Annotated in this window: 12 protein-coding genes and 1 tRNA gene; 8 read left to right on the top strand and 5 right to left on the bottom strand. The window is 73.3% G+C overall.

Annotated features, from left to right (window positions below; genetic code table 11):
• The first annotated feature begins 29 nt into the window (after window positions 1-29).
• Window positions 30-1,688: a bifunctional phosphoribosylaminoimidazolecarboxamide formyltransferase/IMP cyclohydrolase gene (purH, locus tag BRM3_RS00885; RefSeq protein WP_263594234.1), complete on the top strand. Its 1,659-nt coding sequence runs from the start codon at window positions 30-32 to the stop codon at window positions 1,686-1,688.
• A 35-nt stretch (window positions 1,689-1,723) separates the two neighbouring features.
• A complete protein-coding gene (gene ppk2, locus BRM3_RS00880) occupies window positions 1,724-2,647 on the top strand; it encodes a polyphosphate kinase 2 (protein ID WP_263594233.1) in 924 nt (307 codons plus the stop codon).
• Window positions 2,648-2,752: 105 nt separating this feature from the next.
• On the opposite strand, the gene BRM3_RS00875 is transcribed toward ppk2, so the two are convergent.
• Both BRM3_RS00875 and BRM3_RS00870 read right to left on the bottom strand, forming a co-directional pair.
• Window positions 2,753-4,507, bottom strand: a complete 1,755-nt coding sequence (locus BRM3_RS00875; RefSeq protein WP_263594232.1) for a polysaccharide deacetylase family protein — start codon at window positions 4,505-4,507, stop codon at window positions 2,753-2,755.
• A 165-nt stretch (window positions 4,508-4,672) separates the two neighbouring features.
• Entirely contained in the window at window positions 4,673-6,163 is a 1,491-nt protein-coding gene (locus BRM3_RS00870) for an aspartate ammonia-lyase (protein WP_263594231.1), read from the bottom strand.
• 103 nt (window positions 6,164-6,266) lie between these two features.
• Here BRM3_RS00870 and BRM3_RS00865 point away from each other — a divergent pair, with 103 nt between their 5' ends.
• Window positions 6,267-6,557, top strand: a complete 291-nt coding sequence (locus tag BRM3_RS00865) for a DUF3017 domain-containing protein (protein WP_263594230.1) — start codon at window positions 6,267-6,269, stop codon at window positions 6,555-6,557.
• A gap of 54 nt (window positions 6,558-6,611) precedes the next feature.
• On the opposite strand, the gene BRM3_RS00860 is transcribed toward BRM3_RS00865, so the two are convergent.
• On the bottom strand, window positions 6,612-7,253 hold the full coding sequence (locus tag BRM3_RS00860; RefSeq protein WP_263594229.1) for a carbonic anhydrase: 642 nt from the start codon (window positions 7,251-7,253) through the stop codon (window positions 6,612-6,614).
• A 54-nt stretch (window positions 7,254-7,307) separates the two neighbouring features.
• Between BRM3_RS00860 and BRM3_RS00855 the strand changes: the two genes are divergently transcribed.
• The 3 genes from BRM3_RS00855 (at window position 7,308) to galK (ending at window position 11,101) form a co-directional block, all read left to right on the top strand.
• Complete coding sequence (locus BRM3_RS00855) at window positions 7,308-8,747, top strand: threonine/serine exporter family protein (RefSeq protein ID WP_263594228.1); 1,440 nt, start codon at window positions 7,308-7,310, stop codon at window positions 8,745-8,747.
• The gene (locus BRM3_RS00850; protein WP_263594227.1) at window positions 8,744-9,772 is read left to right on the top strand and encodes a lactonase family protein; all 1,029 of its coding nucleotides are present in this window, start codon (window positions 8,744-8,746) and stop codon (window positions 9,770-9,772) included. The genes BRM3_RS00855 and BRM3_RS00850 overlap by 4 nt, the downstream gene beginning before the upstream one ends.
• 93 nt (window positions 9,773-9,865) lie before the next feature.
• Window positions 9,866-11,101 (top strand): galactokinase, encoded by a 1,236-nt coding sequence (gene galK, locus BRM3_RS00845; RefSeq protein ID WP_263594226.1) that lies wholly within the window; start codon window positions 9,866-9,868, stop codon window positions 11,099-11,101.
• A gap of 68 nt (window positions 11,102-11,169) precedes the next feature.
• On the opposite strand, the gene BRM3_RS00840 is transcribed toward galK, so the two are convergent.
• Both BRM3_RS00840 and BRM3_RS00835 read right to left on the bottom strand, forming a co-directional pair.
• Window positions 11,170-12,141, bottom strand: a complete 972-nt coding sequence (locus BRM3_RS00840; RefSeq protein ID WP_263595484.1) for an adenosine deaminase — start codon at window positions 12,139-12,141, stop codon at window positions 11,170-11,172.
• Window positions 12,142-12,254: 113 nt separating this feature from the next.
• Window positions 12,255-13,496 (bottom strand): pyridoxal phosphate-dependent aminotransferase, encoded by a 1,242-nt coding sequence (locus BRM3_RS00835; RefSeq protein ID WP_263594225.1) that lies wholly within the window; start codon window positions 13,494-13,496, stop codon window positions 12,255-12,257.
• Window positions 13,497-13,671: 175 nt separating this feature from the next.
• On the opposite strand from BRM3_RS00835, the gene BRM3_RS00830 reads away from it, so the two are divergent.
• Together BRM3_RS00830 and secE are read left to right on the top strand one after the other, a co-directional pair.
• Window positions 13,672-13,744, top strand: a tRNA-Trp gene (locus BRM3_RS00830).
• A 63-nt stretch (window positions 13,745-13,807) separates the two neighbouring features.
• Entirely contained in the window at window positions 13,808-14,083 is a 276-nt protein-coding gene (gene secE, locus BRM3_RS00825; protein ID WP_263594224.1) for a preprotein translocase subunit SecE, read from the top strand.
• Window positions 14,084-14,152: the final 69 nt, after the last annotated feature.

Below are 14,152 nucleotides of genomic sequence, written 5' to 3'. Positions count from 1 at the left end.
TCCGCCCCCACCACCTCTCGAGGAGAACCGTGACCGATCGCCAGAGCATCCGCCGAGCCCTCGTCTCCGTCTACGACAAGTCGGGCCTGCTCGACCTCGCCCGCGACCTCGCCGACGCCGGCACCGAGATCGTCTCGACGGGGTCGACCGCCGCGACCATCCGCGACGGCGGCATCGCCGTGACCGACGCCGCCGAGGTCACCGGCTTCCCGGAGATGCTCGACGGCCGCGTCAAGACCCTCCACCCGCGCATCCACGCCGGCATCCTCGCCGACCGCCGGCTCGCCTCGCACCGTGAGCAGCTCGCCGACCAGGACATCGCGCCCTTCGACCTGGTCGTCGTGAACCTCTACCCCTTCGAGGAGACGGTCGCCGCGGGCGGCACGTTCGACGAGATCATCGAGAAGATCGACATCGGCGGTCCCTCGATGGTGCGCGGCGCCGCCAAGAACTTCGCGTCGGTCGCGGTCGTCGTCGACCCCGAGGACTACGCCCGGGCGGGCCGCGCCGCGAAGGTCGGCGGCTTCACGCTCGCCGAGCGCCAGGAGCTCGCGACCGTGGCCTTCACGCGGACCGCCGAGTACGACGCCGCGATCAGCGACTGGATGCTCGCGCGCCTCGAGGAGGACGCCGAGCAGGGCGACGAGCGCGACGCCGCGGCCGCCGCCGAGGCGGGCGGCACGGACGCCTTCCTGCTCGAGATGGACGACGCCGAGGCCGCCGAGGCCGGGCTCACCACGCTGCGCTACGGCGAGAACCCCCATCAGCGCGCCCGTGTCGCCGTGATCGACGACGACGCCCCGGGGCTCGCCGGCGCCGAGCAGCTCGGCGGCAAGGCCATGAGCTACAACAACTACGTCGACGCCGACGCCGCGGCGCGCGCCGCCTTCGACCACGACCGGCCGTGCGTGGTCGTCATGAAGCACAACAACCCGTGCGGCATCGCCGAGGTCGGGGAGGGCCAGGACATCGCGCTGGCCCATGCGCGCGCCCACGCGACCGACCCGGTCTCGGCCTACGGCGGCGTGATCGCCGCCAACCGGCCCGTCACCCTCGCCATGGCCCAACAGGTCAAGCCCGTGTTCACCGAGGTGATCCTCGCCCCCGGCTACGACGACGAGGCCCTCGACCTGCTGCGCACCAAGAAGAACCTGCGGATCCTGCGGATCGACGAGCGGCCGCGCGGCGGCGTCGAGATCCGCCAGATCTGGGGCGGCTCGCTCGTGCAGGACGCCGACGCGATCGACGCCCCCGGCGACGACCCGCAGGCCTGGACCCTCGCGGCCGGTCCCGCCGCCGACGAGCACACCCTCGCCGATCTCGCGTTCGCGTGGCGCGCCATCCGCGCCGTGAAGTCCAACGCGATCCTGCTGGCCGCCGACGGCGCGGCGGTCGGCATCGGCATGGGCCAGGTCAACCGCCTCGACTCGTGCCGCCTCGCGGTCGAGCGCGCCGACAGCCTCGGTGCCCACGCCGAGGGCGAGGGCGCCCCGCAGCGCGCCCGCGGGGCCGTCGCGGCCTCGGACGCGTTCTTCCCCTTCGCCGACGGGCCGCAGATCCTGATCGACGCGGGGGTGCGGGCGATCGTGCAGCCCGGGGGCTCCATCCGCGACGACGAGGTGGTCGCCGCGTGCGAGCAGGCCGGCGTCACGATGTACCTGACCGGCACCCGCCACTTCGCCCACTGACCGGCCGCGCCGCGGCCATCCCAGGAAGGAACCCCATGACGCCATCGAAGACGCCGGACGTCCCCGACAACCAGAGCCTGCGCGAGTTCATCGAGCAGCTGCGGGACGAGGGCTACACGGTCGCCGACGGGCACACGCCCGACCCCGATCTCATCGACCCGCGCGGCAACCCCGTGTACACGTGGCAGGAGGGCTACCCGTACGAGACGCGGATGGACCGCGACGCCTACGAGATCGAGAAGTACCGCCTGCAGATCGAGCTGCTGAAGTACCAGTACTGGCTCGAGGACAACGGCAAGAAGGCGATCATCATCTTCGAGGGGCGCGACGCGGCGGGCAAGGGCGGCACCATCAAGCGCTTCACCGAGCACCTGAACCCGCGCACGGCGCGCACCGTCGCGCTCAACAAGCCGAGCGACCGCGAGCTGGGCCAGTGGTACTTCCAGCGCTACATCCAGCACCTGCCCACCGACGGCGAGATCGTGCTGTTCGACCGCTCCTGGTACAACCGGGCGGGCGTCGAGCGCGTCATGGGCTTCTGCACCGACGAGCAGTACGAGTCGTTCATGAACCAGGCCCCCCAGTTCGAGCGCATGCTCGTCGAGTCCGGCATCCACGTCACCAAGTTCTGGTTCTCGGTGTCGCAGAAGGAGCAGCGCACCCGGTTCGCGATCCGCCAGCTCGACCCGGTGCGCCGCTGGAAGCTCTCGCCGATGGACCTCGAGTCGCTCGGCCGCTGGGAGGACTACACGGTCGCCAAGGAGGAGATGTTCCGGCGCACCGACAAGAAGTACGCGCCGTGGACGATCATCCGCTCGAACGACAAGAAGCGGGCGCGCGTCAACGCGATGCGGTTCTTCCTCTCGCAGTTCGAGTACGACGGCAAGGACGAGGACGTCGTCGGCATCCCGGACCCCAAGCTGGTCATGCGCGGCAAGAAGGAGGAGGCCGACGAGTGAGCGTCGGATCCTGACGCCGCGCACGCCGACGACGCCCCGCCCCTCCGATCGGAGGGGCGGGGCGTCGTCTCGGTGCAGGCGAGGCCGGAGGACCGCCCCCGTCGCTCAGGCGCCGGCCGAGGACGAGGCGCTCGGCGACGTGCTCGCCGAGGAGCTCGGGGCCTCGCCGCCGCCGTCGCTCGCAGGCGGCGCGGGCGGCGCGATCTCGTGGGTGATGAGCCCCATCATGTAGTGCTTGCCGGCCCACATCTGGTTCTGCCCCAGCTCCGAGCAGGTCAGCAGCGTGAAGTCGTTCTCGCCGAGCCAGTCCAGGATCTGCGGGACCGACTCGACGCTCGTCGGATGGATCTCGTGCATGAGGGCGATGGTGCCGCGCTGGGCGCCGTCCTGGATGGCGGCGATGTTCTTGGCGACGTTGCGGGTCTTCCAGTCCAGGGTGTCGAGGTCCCAGATCTGGCCGCTCTGGCCGATCGTGCCGAGCTCCTCGTCGACCCGGTCGTTGCGGGCGCCGTAGGGCGGGCGCATCACGAAGGGGGCGCGTCCGGTGGCCTTGGCGATCTCCTCGGTCGGCTTGACGCACTGGTCGGTGAGCTTCTGGCCGGACAGCGCCGAGAGCTGCTTGTGCGACCACGAGTGGGAGCCGACCTCGAGGCCGTTGGCCGCCGTCCTCGTGCACCACTCGGGGTAGGCCTGCACGCTCGTCCCGATCATGAAGAACGTCGCGGCGGCGTGATGCTCGTTGAGGCCGTCGCGCAGCGTCTGGTTCTTGTCCGGGTCGGGCCCGTCGTCGAAGGTCAGGGCCAGGGCCTTGAGGCGTGTCGCATCGGGGGCGGCGACGCTCGAGGGCCGCACGCCGGCGCCCGAGAGGGGGGCGAGCTGCGAGACGGGGCCCGCGCCGTCGCTGTCCCGCGCGCGGGCGGCGGCGGGCACCTCGGCCGGCTGGACGTACACCTTGTCGCCGTTGGTGGTGCCCTCGCCGGGCACGGTCACGGCCGAGGGGTCGAAGGCCGCGGGGGAGGCCGAGGCCGCGAGCACCGCGGCGCCGTCCTCGGACAGCAGCGGCTTCGCGGTCGCGGCGTCGATCTCGAGCTCGACGCCGGTCCGCGTGCCGTTCACGGTCGCGGCGGGGAACAGCAGGTGCAGGGAGCCGTCGGCGGCGAAGACCATCGCGGGGCCGTTGCCCCACGGGCGGGGCTGCTCCTGCAGGGCCGAGGCGACCGAGCCGGCGTCCAGGCCGTCGACGTCGGCGGCGGCGCTCGCGGCCGCCTTCTCGAGCTCGGCCCACTTCTCGGGGGCGATCAGGCCGGGCGAGGTGAACGGGTGGTCGCCGGCGCTGCGGTAGTAGACGGTGCAGGGCGTCTCCCCGGAGGCGTCCTTGTGGCGCAGGAGCACGCCGATCGTGTCGGCGGAGGCCAGGAAGATCGTGCCCGCCACGGACAGGTCGGTCGCGGGGGCGCCGGAGTACACGTGCTCGCGCAGGATCTTGTTGACGGACATGTCGACCGCCTCGGACAGTCCGCGGGCGCCGGCCACGCGCGGGAAGGACACGCTCAGCGGCTCGGACAGCTGCGAGAGGTCGATGCCCGAGGTGTCCGGCACGTTCGCGGAGAGGTCGGTGAGCGTCGAGACGACGGGCGGAGGCGTGGTCTCGGTCGGGGAGCCGCCGAAGATGCCGCCGCCCCCGTCGGAGCCTCCGCCGCCGTCGTGGTCGAGCCCCGACCACACGGCCGCGGCCCCGCCGCCCACGGCGAGCACGCCCAGGGCGCCGGCGCCGATCAGCAGGCCGCGACGCGGCGTGCCGCGGCCCTCGGAGCCCTCGGGGCTCTCCGTGCGCTGGTGGCGTCCCCCTGACGGCGTCATGCGTCCTCCTGGTCTCTCGTGTCCCGTGCGTGCGGTGATCGGGCGCGCTCATGGGCGCGGTGCCCGGCCGCCGCGCACGACCCTACCCCCCGGGCCCGACGTTCCCGGGGAGACCGGCCCCGCCCGTGTCCCGGAGGCATCCCGGAGAGACCGGGGGCCGAACGGTCACCCCTCGGCGTCGTCCTGGACGGGGTGCTGGGAGACCTCGCCCGAGTCGGTCGCGCTGCCGTCGAGCACCGGGATGGTGCCGGTCGCGGTCGGGCGGTGGGGCGCGGTCATCATGGCCGGGCTCAGCAGGCGGTCGAGATGGGCGCGGTCCAGCAGCCCCCGTTCGATGACGAGGTCGGCGACGGGCCGGCCGGTGCGCAGGGCCTCGGAGGCGATCTCGGTCGAGGCGGCGTAGCCGAGCACCGGCACGAGCGCCGTGACCAGCCCGATCGAGGAGCGCACGTAGCCGTCGAGCACGTCGGTGTTCGCCGTGATGCCGACGATGCAGTGCTGGGTGAGGGTGCGCATGGCCCGCGTCATGACGCGCATGGACTCGAGCACGTTGTAGGCGATCACGGGCTCGAACGCGTTGAGCTGGAGCTGCCCGGCCTCGGCCGCGAAGGTCACCGTCAGGTCGTTGCCGATCACCTCGAACGCGACCTGGTTGACCACCTCGGGGATCACCGGGTTGACCTTGCCGGGCATGATCGACGAACCCGGTTGGACGGCGGGCAGGTTGATCTCGCCGAGCCCCGCGCGGGGTCCCGAGGACAGCAGGCGCAGGTCGTTGCAGATCTTCGAGATCTTCACCGCGATGCGCTTGAGCACGCCCGAGAAGGTGACGAACGCCCCGGTGTCGCTCGTGGCCTCGACGAGGTCCGCGGCGACGACGAAGTCGATCCCCGTCAGCTCCGACAGCTCGTGGGTCGCGCGCGCCGCGTAGCGCGGGTCCGCCGTGATCCCGGTGCCGATCGCGGTGGCCCCCAGGTTGACCTCCTGGAACAGACGGGCGGTGCGGGTCAGGCGCTCGACGTCCTCGTGGACCGTGGTCGCCCAGCCGTCGAACTCCTGGCCGAGCGTCATCGGCACGGCGTCCTGCATCTGGGTGCGGCCCATCTTGAGCTGCTGGGCGAACTCCCGACCCTTGGCGCGCAGGGCGTTGATGAGCTCGTCCATCGCGGCGGCCAGGCCCGGGAAGGACAGCAGGATCGCGAGTCGCACGGCCGTCGGGTACACGTCGTTGGTGGACTGGCCCAGGTTCACGTGGTTGTTGGGGTGCAGGTGCTCGTACTCGCCCTTGGCGTGGCCCATGATCTCGAGCGCGCGGTTGGCGATCACCTCGTTGGCGTTCATGTTGGTCGAGGTGCCCGCCCCGCCCTGGATCACGTCGACCACGAACTGGTCGAGGAGCGCGCCGTCCGCGATCTCCTCGCACGCCTGCTCGATCGCGTCGGCCCGCGTGTGGTCGAGCGCGCCGAGCGCCCGGTTCGCGCGCGCGGCTGCGCGCTTGACCTGCGCGAGCGCCGCGATCAGGCGGGGGAAGTGGGCGAGCGGGACGTCGGTGATGCGGAAGTTCTCCTGCGCGCGCAGCGTCTGGACGCCGTAGTAGGCGTCGGCGGGAACGTCCCTGTCGCCGAGCAGATCGTGCTCGGTGCGCATCTCGGTCATGGCAGCGGTGTCCTCCTGACGAGTCGGGGCCGGCGGCTCTGCCGGGCCCCGTCCACCCTAGTGCCCGCCGGGAAGGCCGTCCGGCGGCCCGTACGATGTGCGGGTGCCTCGCGACCGCTCTCCCTTCACGCTGCGCGCTGCCCTGCGCCGGCAGGCGGTCCTCGTGTGCGCGCTCGTGGTGCTCGTCGTGATCGTCGTGATCGGGGCGACCGGCCGCGCCCCGCTCGCCGGGGTGCTGCTGGGCGGCGAGCTCGTGGTCCTCGCGCTCCTGCGGGCGCTGCTGTCGGCCCAGGCGGTGGGGGCGCTCGCCATCCGGCCCCGCCCGGTGGACGTGACGGTCATGCTCGTGCTCGCGGCAGGCCTGTTCGCCCTCGCGGGCGCGCCCAACCTCTGAGCCCGACGGGATCGCGCCCGCCGGGCCCGGTGCCGCGCCGTCGTCGGCGCCTGCTCAGGCCCGGGCGTCCTCGACGGGTCGGACGAGACCGTCCTCGAGCCCGTAGACGCCGCCCGCGACCACGACGCGCCCGTCGGCGACCGCCTCGGCGACGATCGTGGACTCCGCGAGCAGGTCCTGCACGGTGCCGGCGACGTGACGGCGCACCGCGTCGTGCGACGGGTCCTCGGGATCGAGGTGCTCGCGGGTGAGGTCCACGAGGATCGGCATGGCGCCCGGCAGGTCGCCGCCCCCGGCGAGGTGGGCGACGGTCGCCGCGACCGCCCCGCACGATTCGTGGCCGAGCACGAACACGACCTGCACGCCCAGCTCCGCGACCGCGAACTCGATCGAGGCCTGCGCCGAGCCGGCGCGCCCGACCACCTGGCCCGCGTTGCGCACGACGAACACGTCCCCGAAGCCCTGGTCGAACAGCAGCTCGACGCTCGCGCGCGAGTCCGAGCAGCCCAGCACGACCGCGTACGGGCTCTGCCCGCCCGTGAGCAGCTGGCGATGGTTCGCCGACTGGTGGGGGTGGGAGGGCGTGCCCGCGGCGAAGCGGCGGTTGCCCGCGAGCAGGCGCTCGAGGGCGGCCTGCGGGGTGGCGTCGGCGCCGTCGGACGCGGTCGGGGCGGCAGAGGCGGGGGGCACGGTCATCGAGGTCTCCGAGGGTGTGTGCGAGGCGGAGGCCCAGTGTGACACGATCACGCGGTGGCTACGGATCTCGCGCGCCTGCACGACGTGTTCGACCTCGCGATGCGCATCGGGGAGGGGCTGCTCTCCAACGGGGCGCCGGCCTCCGAGGTCACCGCGACCATCCTGCGCGTGATCTCGGCCTCGGGCATCCGCAACGTGTCGGTCACCGTGACCTTCGACGAGGTCTCGATCTCGTACCTGCCCGGCCGCGAGGCGGCGCCCTTCACGAGGATTCGCGCCGCGGGCGCGCGCATCCAGGACTTCACCCGGCTCGAGGCGTACGAGCAGGTCACCGAGGACTACATCAGCGGCGCGATCGACCTCGAGACGGCCGCCGCCGAGGTCGCCGCGGTGCCCGCGCGCGAACGGGTCTACCCGGCCTGGCTGGTCACGGCCGGGCTCGCCGTCATGGGCGGCGCCGCGGCCTTCGGGCTCGGCGCCGGGGTGCTCACGACGGTCGCCGCGACCGTCACGGCGGCCGTGCTCGCGGTCCTCACCGAGACCCTGACCGCACGGCGCATCCCCCTGTTCTACATCCAGGTGGCGGGCGGCTTCGTCGCCGCGATCGCGGCCGTGCTCGTGCATCTCATCGACCCCGACGAGAACTCCTCGGTCGTCGTCGTGGCCTGCCTGATTATCCTGCTCGCGGGCCTCACCTCGCTCGGCGCCATGCAGGACGCGATCACCGGCTGGTACGTGACGGCGTCCGGGCGCATCCTCGAGACCTTCATGCTCACGATCGGGCTGGTGATCGGGGTGCGCGCCGGGATCCTGGTCGCCGAGATGTTCCGCGCCGACATCTCCGTGTCCGCCTCGATGCCGGTCAGCCTCGCGGGCCTGCTGGCCCTCGTGGTCTCGGGTCTCTTCCTGGGGCTCGGCTACGCGATCAGCGTGCAGACCCCGCCGCGCTCCCTCGTGTGGTGCGCCCTGATCGCCGCGCTCGCCTCGGTCACGGCGAGCCTCGTGACCTCGATCGGCCTCGACCGGGTGTGGGCGGTCGGCCTGACCGCGGCCGGCGTCGGCGCCCTCGCCGCCGTGCTCGCGGAGAAGGTCAAGGCGCCCACCCTCACCTTCGTCATGGCGGGGGTGATCCCGATGGTGCCCGGCAGTCGCATCTATCGCGGGCTGCTCGCGATCGGCACGGACCTCGCCGAGGGCGCGGGCTGGCTGTTCGAGGCCGTCGAGATCGCCGTCGCGCTCGCCGCGGGCGCCGTGCTCGGCCAGCTCGTGGCCGCGCGGATCCTGCGCATGACGGGCCGGGCGGTCTCGTCGTTCACGCCCGTGATCGCGGCCCCGTTCACGACGCTGCGGCGCCGGAGGCAGGTGGCGGCCGGACGTCCCCGCGCAGGCCGTCGCGGCGGCGCTACCATGACGGGCGAGCGGACAGTGCTGTCCCCGTCCTCACCGGCCGGACCCCCATCCCAGCGCTCCGTCGAGCGGGAGGAGACCCCATGAGCACCCAGACCATCGTCGCGACGGGTTCCTACACCACGGGTGAGGGCCGCGGTCCGGGAATACGGCTGCTGTCCCTGGACCGGGAGGAGCTGACCGCGAGCACCCTGGCCGAGGTCGCGCTGGACGATCCCACCTTCCTGCTGTGGAGCCCCGACGGGTCGATGCTGTACGCGGTCCACGAGACCTCGCCGACCGTCGTCACCGCTCTGCGGGTCGATGCCGCCGGCGCCTCCGCCGAGGTCGCCGGCTCGCTCGAGCTGACGGGCTCCGGCGGGTGCCACGTCGCCTTCGGCATCGCCGCGAGCACCCTGATCGTGACGGACTACGGCTCGGGCACGGTCGAGGTCGTCGGCCTCGACGCCGACGGGGCCCCGACCCAGGTGATCGATGTGTGCGACCACTCCGGCTACCTGCCCCAGCGCACGGCGCACCCGCACCAGGCCACGATCCTGCCCGGCACCGGGCTGCTGGGCGTGACCGACCTGGGCCTCGACCGCGTCTACCTCTACCGCCAGCAGCCCTCCGGCGAGATCGACCTCGCGGGGGAGATCACGGCGGGCCGCTTCAGCGGGCCCCGCCACCTCGCCGCCGACCACGAGAGCCTCGTGCTGTATCTCGCGTGCGAGCTCACGGGGGAGATCACCGACGCGGTGCGGAGCGCTGCGGGCGGCGACGGGGAGGAGCCCTCGTGGACGGTGAGGCGCCCCCTGCCCGCGAGCGGCACGGGAGTGCCCAACGAGGTCTCGCACCTCGAGATCTCCGGCCACGAGAACCATCTGTTCGTCGCCAACCGCGGCCCCGACACGCTCGCGGCCTTCAACCTCGGCATGATGCGGCCCGAGCTCGTCGCCGAGGTCCCCGTCGGCGCACGCCCGCGGCACTTCACGCGCCTCGAGGACCTCATCCTCGTGGCCGCGCAGGACGGGGACCGCATCGACCTCGTGCGATGGAACGGCCACGGCTTCTCGATCGCGGGAGAGCCCATCCCGGCGCCCTCGATATCCTGCATCGTGCCCCGTCCCTGACCGCGGGGCCGCGGCCCCGCGGGCCCGGTCCCGCAGGGCCTGATCCGGCCGGACCGGGCCCACCCTGACTCCCGTGAGAGGACTTCTGCCGCGATGACCGATCTGCACCGCGCCGCCGACGCCGTGACCCCCGCGCTCTCCGAGGCGCCCGAGCGGACGGCCGCCGCGGCGTCCGTGCGCGAGGCCTTCGCGTCCGCCTACGGCACCGAGCCCGAGGGCGTGTGGTCGGCCCCCGGCCGCGTCAACATCATCGGCGAGCACGTCGACTACCAGGACGGCCTGTGCCTTCCGATGGCGATCTCGCACCGCTGCTTCGTGGCGGCCGCCCGCAACGAGACGGGCACGCTGCGCCTGCGCTCGGTGCAGAGCGACGAGAGCATCGAGGCGCCCGTGGACGGCCTCGCCCCCGGGTCCGTGGGGAGCTGGGGCGCGTACATCGCCGGGGTGCTGTGGGCGCTGGGCGAGCAGCGCGAGGGCGGCGTGCCGTCCGTCGGGTTCGACATCCTCATCGACGGCCACGTGCCGCTCGGCTCGGGCCTGTCGTCCTCGGCGTCCCTCGAGTGCGCGGCTGCGGAGGCGTTCGACGCGCTCCTGGCGCTCGGCACCACCCGGCTCGAGCGGGTCCGGGCGGCCATCACCGCCGAGACCGAGTTCGCCGGGGCCTCGACGGGCGGCCTCGATCAGTCCGCGTCCGTGCTGTGCACCGCGGGGCACGCCCTGCTGCTGGACTGCCGGGACTTCTCGACCCAGCCGGTGGCGTGGGACCTCGCCTCCCAGGGGCTCGCCCTGCTGATCTGCGACACCCGCGCCGAGCACTCGCACGTCGACGGGGAGTACACCGCGCGGCGGCGCGACAGCGAGCGTGCGGCGGAGCTGATCGGCGTCGGCACCCTGCGCGAGGTCGATTCCGATCGGCTCGACGAGGCGCTCGCCCGGATCGACGACGAGGTGGTGCGCCGGCGCGCGCGCCACGTCGTGACCGAGATCCAGCGGGTCCGGGACTTCGCGGCCCTGCTCGAGGGGTCCACGGTGCGCGAGCACGTCGACGAGCTCGGCGCCCTGCTGAACGCGTCTCACGACTCCCTGCGCGACGACTACGAGGTGACCGTGCCCGCGCTCGACATCGCCGTGGACGCGGCGCGCGAGGCGGGCGCCCACGGCGCCCGCATGACCGGCGGCGGCTTCGGCGGCAGCATCATCGCGCTCGTCGAGGCCGACCGGACGGAGGCCGTGGCCGCCGCGATCGCGCAGGCCTTCGACCGCGAGCAGCTCACCGCGCCGGAGCTGTTCGTCGCGCTTTCCTCGGACGGGTCCGGCCGGGACCTCTGAGCAGGGGCCCACGGGCCCGGCGCGCGTCTCGTCGCTCGTGTCCGGCAGGTGGCGCGGTGTCCGGTCTCCTAGGACCCGCCTGCGCCCTCGACGGGCTCGCTCGCGAGCCACGTCTCCACCTGGCGCAGCATGCCCCGCTTCTCGCCCTCGGGCGCGCGGGAGGCCCGGATCGAGGAGGCCGCGAGATGGGCGAGCTCCGCGTCGTCCAGCCCGATCTCGCGCGCGGTCTCGTACTGGTCGAGCAGGCGCGAGCCGAACAGCAGGGGGTCGTCGGCGCCGAGCGCGACGGTCGCGCCCGCCGACAGGAGCCGACGCAGCGGTACGTCGGACGCGGTCTCGAGCACCCCCAGGGCCGCGTTCGAGGCGGGGCAGATCTCCAGGGCGATGCCGCGCTCGACGATGCTCTCGAGCAGCCGCGGGTCCTCGGCGGCGCGCACCCCGTGCCCCAGCCGATCGGGGTGGAGGGACTCGACGACGTCGCGCACGTGGGAGGGCCCCAGCAGCTCCCCGCCGTGGGGCACGCTCGCGAGCCCCGCCTCCCGCGCGATCCGGAAGGCCGGGCCGAACTCGGCCGTGTCCCCGCGGCGCTCGTCGTTGGACAGGCCGAAGCCGACCACCACGCCCGCGTGCTGGGCCGCGAGACGTGCGAGGGCGCGCGCGTCGAAGGGACTGCGCGTGCGGGACGCGGCCACGATGATCCCGATGCTCACGCCGGTCGCGGTCTCGGCCGAGCGCGCCTCGTCGAGCACGATCTCGAGCGCCGGGGTGATGCCGCCGACGAAGACGGCGTAGCTCGTGGGGTCGACCTGCAGCTCGAGGCGGACCGAGCCCTCGGCGGCGTCGTCCTCGGCCGCCTCGCGCACGATGCGCCGCATCGCCGCCTCCGAGTCGACGACGACGCGCGCCGCGTCGTAGTGGCGCTGGAAGCGGAACCACCCGCGCGCGTCGGGCTCGACCTGGAGCGCCTCGGACTCCGCGAGCCCGCGCGGCAGGCGGACCCGCCGTGCCGCCGCCATGTCGATGAGCGTGCTCGGCCGCATCGAGCCGGTGAAGTGCAGATGCAGGTGCGCCTTGGGCAGCGTGCGCAGGTCGCGCCGTCCGGGCGGCGTCGGGCGGCGGCCCGTCGTGACGGGGCCCGGGGACGGCTCGGGCGTCACCGGGACAGCAGCGCGGCCACCCGGTCGATGCCCTCGGCGAGGTCGGCGTCGGCCAGGGCATAGGAGAAGCGCAGGTGGCCCGGGGCGCCGAAGGCCTCGCCCGGCACCGCCGCGACCTCGGCGTGCTCGAGGATCGCCGCCGCGAGCTGCCCGGAGGTCTCGATCCGCTCGCCCCCGATCTCCCGGCCCAGCACGCCCGTGACGTCGGGGAACACGTAGAACGCGCCCTCGGGCACGGGGACGCGGAAGCCGTCGATCGCGGACAGCCGCTCGACGATCGCGCGGCGCCGGCGGTCGAAGGCGGTGCGCATCTCCTCGACCTCGTCGAGCGGCCCCTCGAGCGCGGCGATCGCGGCCCGCTGGGCGATGTTGTTGACGTTCGACGTGAGATGGGACTGGAGGTTCGTGGCGGCGGCGACGATGTCGCGGGGCCCGACCGTCCACCCGACCCGCCAGCCCGTCATCGCGAAGGTCTTGGCGACACCGTTGAGCAGGACGCACGTGTCGGCGAGCTCGGGCACGGCGCCGAGCACCGAGGTGAACTCGACACCGTCGTAGGTCAGGTGCTGGTAGATCTCGTCGGAGACCACCCAGATCCCGTGCTCGAGCGCCCACCGCCCGAGCGCGGTGATCTGCTCGCGGCTCATGACGGCGCCCGTGGGGTTGGAGGGCGAGCACAGCAGGATCGCGCGCGTGCGCTCGGTGCGCGCGGCCTCGAGCTGGTCGATCGTGGGCAGGTACCCCTGGTCGGCGCCCGCGAAGACCTCGACCTCGCGCGCACCCGCCAGCCGGATCGCCTCGGGGTACGTGGTCCAGTACGGCGCGGGCAGGATCACCTCGTCACCGGGGTCCAGCAGCGTCGCGAACGTCTGGTAGACGGACTGCTTGCCGCCGTTGGTCACGAGCACCTGCGACGGGTCGACCTCGACGCCGTCGGTGCGGGCGGTCGCGTCCGCGATGGCCCGGCGGAGCTCGGGCAGGCCCGCCGTGGGGGAGTAGCGGTGGTTGCGGGAATCGGCGGCCGCCTCCTGGGCCGCGGCGACGATGGGCGCGGGGGTGGGGAAGTCCGGCTCGCCGGCGCCGAAGCCGATCACGGGGTGCCCCGCGGCCTTGAGCGCCTTGGCCTTGGCGTCGACCGCGAGGGTCGCCGACTCGGCGATCGCGCCGACGCGACGCGAGACCCGGGCGTGAGGAGCGGAGGGGGAGGCGGACTCGGGGCTGCGACCTGTCGTGTTCACCCCGCCTATGGTGTCAGAGCCGCAGGGCCCCCGCCAGGATCTCCGGGCCCGCCGACGCCGCGGTCGGCGCGGGCGCCGGATGTGACCTGGCGCGCGATGCGGGACGATGATTCGCACCGGTGGGTCGTCATGGCTATGCTGTACGTCGGTCCTGTGCGCTGTCGCGCCGGGACGAAGGGCAGTGGCGCAATTGGTAGCGCAGCGGTCTCCAAAACCGCAGGTTGCAGGTTCGAGTCCTGTCTGCCCTGCTCATCCGCCCGGGTCCGCCCGGGCGGGAGCCGATGACCTCGATGAGATCGGACGGACCAGACGTGAGTTCCAGCCAGCAGGCCACCTCGTCGCGGACCTCGGACGGTCCCGACGCGCCGCGGGCGAGCCGGAACCCCTTTGCGGCGATCGTGCTGTTCGTCCGCCAGGTCGTCGCCGAGCTCAAGAAGGTCGTCATCCCGACGCGCGGTGAGCTGCTGACCTACACGGTCACGGTGCTCGGCTTCGTCTTCGTGATGATCCTCATCGTGTTCGGGCTCGATGTCGCCTTCGGCTGGCTCGCCCGGATCGCCTTCACCACCGGCGGTCTCGGCAGCTGACCGGCGGGCGCAGCCCGACCATCCCGCCCGCCGGGCGGCAGATCCCGATCCACAGCCGGACAGAAAGCA

This window comes from Brachybacterium huguangmaarense (assembly GCF_025725725.1).
Classification (GTDB): Bacteria; Actinomycetota; Actinomycetes; order Actinomycetales; family Dermabacteraceae; genus Brachybacterium; species Brachybacterium huguangmaarense.
This window is presented reverse-complemented; position numbering and strand designations above follow the sequence as displayed.

Coding starts and splice junctions, on each gene's coding strand:
- BRM3_RS00870 (WP_263594231.1), bottom strand. CDS start 6,163: ATGACCGAGATGCGCACCGAGCACGATCTGCTCGGCGACAGGGACGTT.
- BRM3_RS00860 (WP_263594229.1), bottom strand. CDS start 7,253: ATGACCGTGCCCCCCGCCTCTGCCGCCCCGACCGCGTCCGACGGCGCC.
- BRM3_RS00875 (WP_263594232.1), bottom strand. CDS start 4,507: ATGACGCCGTCAGGGGGACGCCACCAGCGCACGGAGAGCCCCGAGGGC.
- BRM3_RS00850 (WP_263594227.1), top strand. CDS start 8,744: ATGAGCACCCAGACCATCGTCGCGACGGGTTCCTACACCACGGGTGAG.
- galK (WP_263594226.1), top strand. CDS start 9,866: ATGACCGATCTGCACCGCGCCGCCGACGCCGTGACCCCCGCGCTCTCC.
- ppk2 (WP_263594233.1), top strand. CDS start 1,724: ATGACGCCATCGAAGACGCCGGACGTCCCCGACAACCAGAGCCTGCGC.
- BRM3_RS00840 (WP_263595484.1), bottom strand. CDS start 12,141: ATGCGGCCGAGCACGCTCATCGACATGGCGGCGGCACGGCGGGTCCGC.